Origin of the sequence: Methanoregula sp. (genome assembly GCF_002835825.1) — an archaeon.
GTDB lineage: Archaea > Halobacteriota > Methanomicrobia > Methanomicrobiales > Methanospirillaceae > Methanoregula.
Map to the genome: position 1 here is coordinate 1 of NZ_PIZH01000271.1, position 3,009 is coordinate 3,009.

Annotated in this window: 2 protein-coding genes; both read right to left on the reverse strand. The window is 60.8% G+C overall.

What is annotated here, in order from left to right; all coding sequences use genetic code 11:
- Nucleotides 1–652 precede the first annotated feature (652 nt).
- Complete coding sequence (cgi121, locus tag CW742_RS09625) at nt 653–1,177, reverse strand: KEOPS complex subunit Cgi121 (RefSeq protein WP_292419702.1); 525 nt, start codon at nt 1,175–1,177, stop codon at nt 653–655.
- A 4-nt stretch (nt 1,178–1,181) separates the two neighbouring features.
- Nucleotides 1,182–3,009 (reverse strand): helicase-related protein (locus CW742_RS09630; RefSeq protein WP_292419704.1); only part of this gene is annotated, 1,828 nt, incomplete at its 5' end.

Here is a 3,009-nt window from a genome sequence, read left to right on the forward strand (position 1 = left end):
CTACAAGGTAAAATTACAGAAGAGGATCGCTCATAACCACCTTTTTCCTGTTCCCCTCCGAACGAGCTGGGCCCGGATTTGCTGGGGCACTCGCTAACTGCACAAGTACGAAAGGGGCTGTGGGATACAAGAGCCGGTCAGGAATATCGAACCAGGAAAGATCCCTGCGAGCCCATCGGGAAGGGAGGTCAGCTGGAGTGGGAGTGGAGACCGTAAGTGATTCCGGGATTCGGACAGTACGGTGCCACCTCCCGTTCAGGAACCATGCTTCCGGTAAAGACTCCCACAGGAATTTGTAGGTTCCGGTCCCTGAGAATGGGAATAAAAACAGTGGTCCTGCATGGAACGGGACTCTCATTTTCCCCCGTGACGCCCGATAAACTGCTAGGGGCGTGCTATACGTTGGGAATCGGCAGAAAAAAACACCAGGGCGGATCCGGGCAGGGGGGAGAACCGTGGTGACCGGTATCGCCAGTCATAGCTATCATGAGTGTGATCACGATCCACGTTTTAGGCCTGCAATACGAACAATGCCGTTCAGTCCAACGGCAGTCAGTAAAGGTAACTGTGGGGCCCCCCACACAACAGGACGTTTAGTAAAAATTGCAAACAGGCCGGGCACCGTGGCGCTCATGAATCCTGAGGGACGGTTTTACCTCATGACCTGGAGCAGGGCAACCCGTTCGAGGACGAGGTCGGCAAGCCGCGCGTCTCCCCCGGTGGCAGAGAGTTCGGCAGGGGAGATGCCGAACGCCTCCATCAGGACTTGTTGTTTTTCGGGGAGGATCGCGTCTCCGTCCTCATGGGTTAATTTCATCAGCGACTCTAGTGCAACCCGGATCTCGTCCCGAAGCGGAACGCAGCAGACGAACAAATGATTCTCACCATCGTTGATCCCAAACGATATGGCAACATTGCATTGCCGGGACCCAGAGGCGAACAGCAGCGCCTCCATCTCGAGCGTGTTCGATATGTTCGCTCCGAGGTCAAACGCACGCTGTGCAAGGGTGACTGCCAGTGCGGCATGGGCCCTTCCGGCGATCCTGTCAGCATTGAAGAGGATGATCCTGCAGGAATTGATCGCCGCGATCGTCCGCAGAGCTTCGAGGAACGCGGAGCGTTCGGGTATCGTGCACCGGGCAGTCAGGACCATGTCGGGACAGTAACGGGCAGTCATGGAATCACCGGAACGCAAAGAGGGTTGACTGCCCGACGGCATCAGGATCGCCCTGTGCCTTGCCCCGGGCAGGGGGGTCTGTCTCCTCCTTGCGGGTGGGACGATCGCCGGTCCCGTCCCGCCCCTTCTTCTCCAGCTGGGTAAAGACCTGTTCGGCAATGCCCCGCCCGAGAATCCGGGTGACGGTTTCGATACCAGCGGCCTTTACCGCGTCCGGAGACGTCATGCCGTTGTTGAAGAGTCGGCGTGCACGAACCCGCCCGATGCCCCGCAGCCGCACAAGCGACAGGAGTTCGCCCCGGATACCGTGCTTCATGCAGGTCTCATAATCGCGGATATTCTCGTGGAACGCGGGGACAAACATGCGGCTGAGCTCTGCCGTAGCATGCAGGAGCCAGTTGACGCTCTCGACCATCCCGTATACGTCGCCCGGGCCCACGGCGTAACGCTCGCAGATCTTCGCATCGGGCATCTCATCGGCCCAGTCCGAGAGGAGCATGGTGGTCTTGATCGCCCTGAAGAACTGTTCGGCCTCGGCTTCGTCATCCGGGACAGTAAGCCAGAGTTCCTCCGCATGTACTTCGATCATCCGGTCGAGCTGAAGCCTGTCCGAGTTCCGGGCAAAGAGCCGCGGCATATCGGGGGTGCTGCAGATGAGCTGCAGGAGGCCGATGTCCGCATATTCCGTGCGTTCCCTGAGGCCTCCAATGATCATGGCAGCGCTGCGGGGATCGATATACAGGCGGGAGACGAGGGACCCGAGATCGGTTGCCCCAAGGTGCTCGCTGACTTCCGCAACCATCTCAGAGGCGACGAGGAACCGGAGGGCGGCATCGACCGCACGCTGCATCAGCCTGCCCTGCCGGTGCTCGTGCACATAAAAACTCCGGTTCATGAACGCGATCAGTTCCGGGTAGGTTGCGGCAAATCCTGAAGCGATGATGGAGAGGATGTGGGTATACAGCGCGGCCGGTTCGGCAATTTTCGAGTGAATCTCCTCGGCCGGGGCCTCGATGTACCAGTCGAACAGCTGCTCTACCTGCCCGGCATCCTTTGCGATCAGCACCGCCTCGCCGTACGGGTCGAGGCCCGGCCGCCCGGCCCGGCCGGCCATCTGGTGGTACTCACTTGCCGGGATCGGCTGCATGCCCTCCCCGGCAGTGAAGCGGAGGTAATCGCGGATGATCACGCGCCGGGCCGGGAGATTGCGCCCCGCTGCAAGGGTCGGTGTTGAGGAGATGCACTTGAGATGGCCTTTCCGGAACCCCTCCTCCACGATCTTCCGTTCGTCACGGCTCAGGCCGGCGTGGTGGAATGCGGCGCCCCGGGCAACGCAGGCGGCGAGGGTCTTTGCCATCTCCGTCTCTGCGGTGCTGTTCAGGGTGTCGGCATACGATGCAAGCATCGGCTCTTCTCTCTTGATCGCCCCGGCGGCCCTCTTGGCAAATGCCTCGGCGTTCCGGCGTGAGGAGACGAAGACGAGGCACTGGCCCCCTTCAGCGATGGTGTCGAGACAGAGGTTGAGATCCTCGTAGTTCTTCGAAACCTGCGCAACCCCGCGGCCCCCCTCCCGGAAATGGATGCGGTTGTCACAGAAGACGCCCTGGCGGAGGTCGACCGGCCTCCACACGCTCGTGACCAGCTCAGCCCCTATCCACCCGGCCAGCAGCTGCGGGTTGCCGATGGTTGCCGAGAGGCCAATCACCTGCCTGGACGGGTTCCGGTACCGGAGTTTGGGTATTGCCATCCTTACGGCCGGGCCACGGTGATCCGTGCCTATCCGTTCGCTCCCATCGGTCACACGACGGGCAACCGCACCTATCAAACGTCCA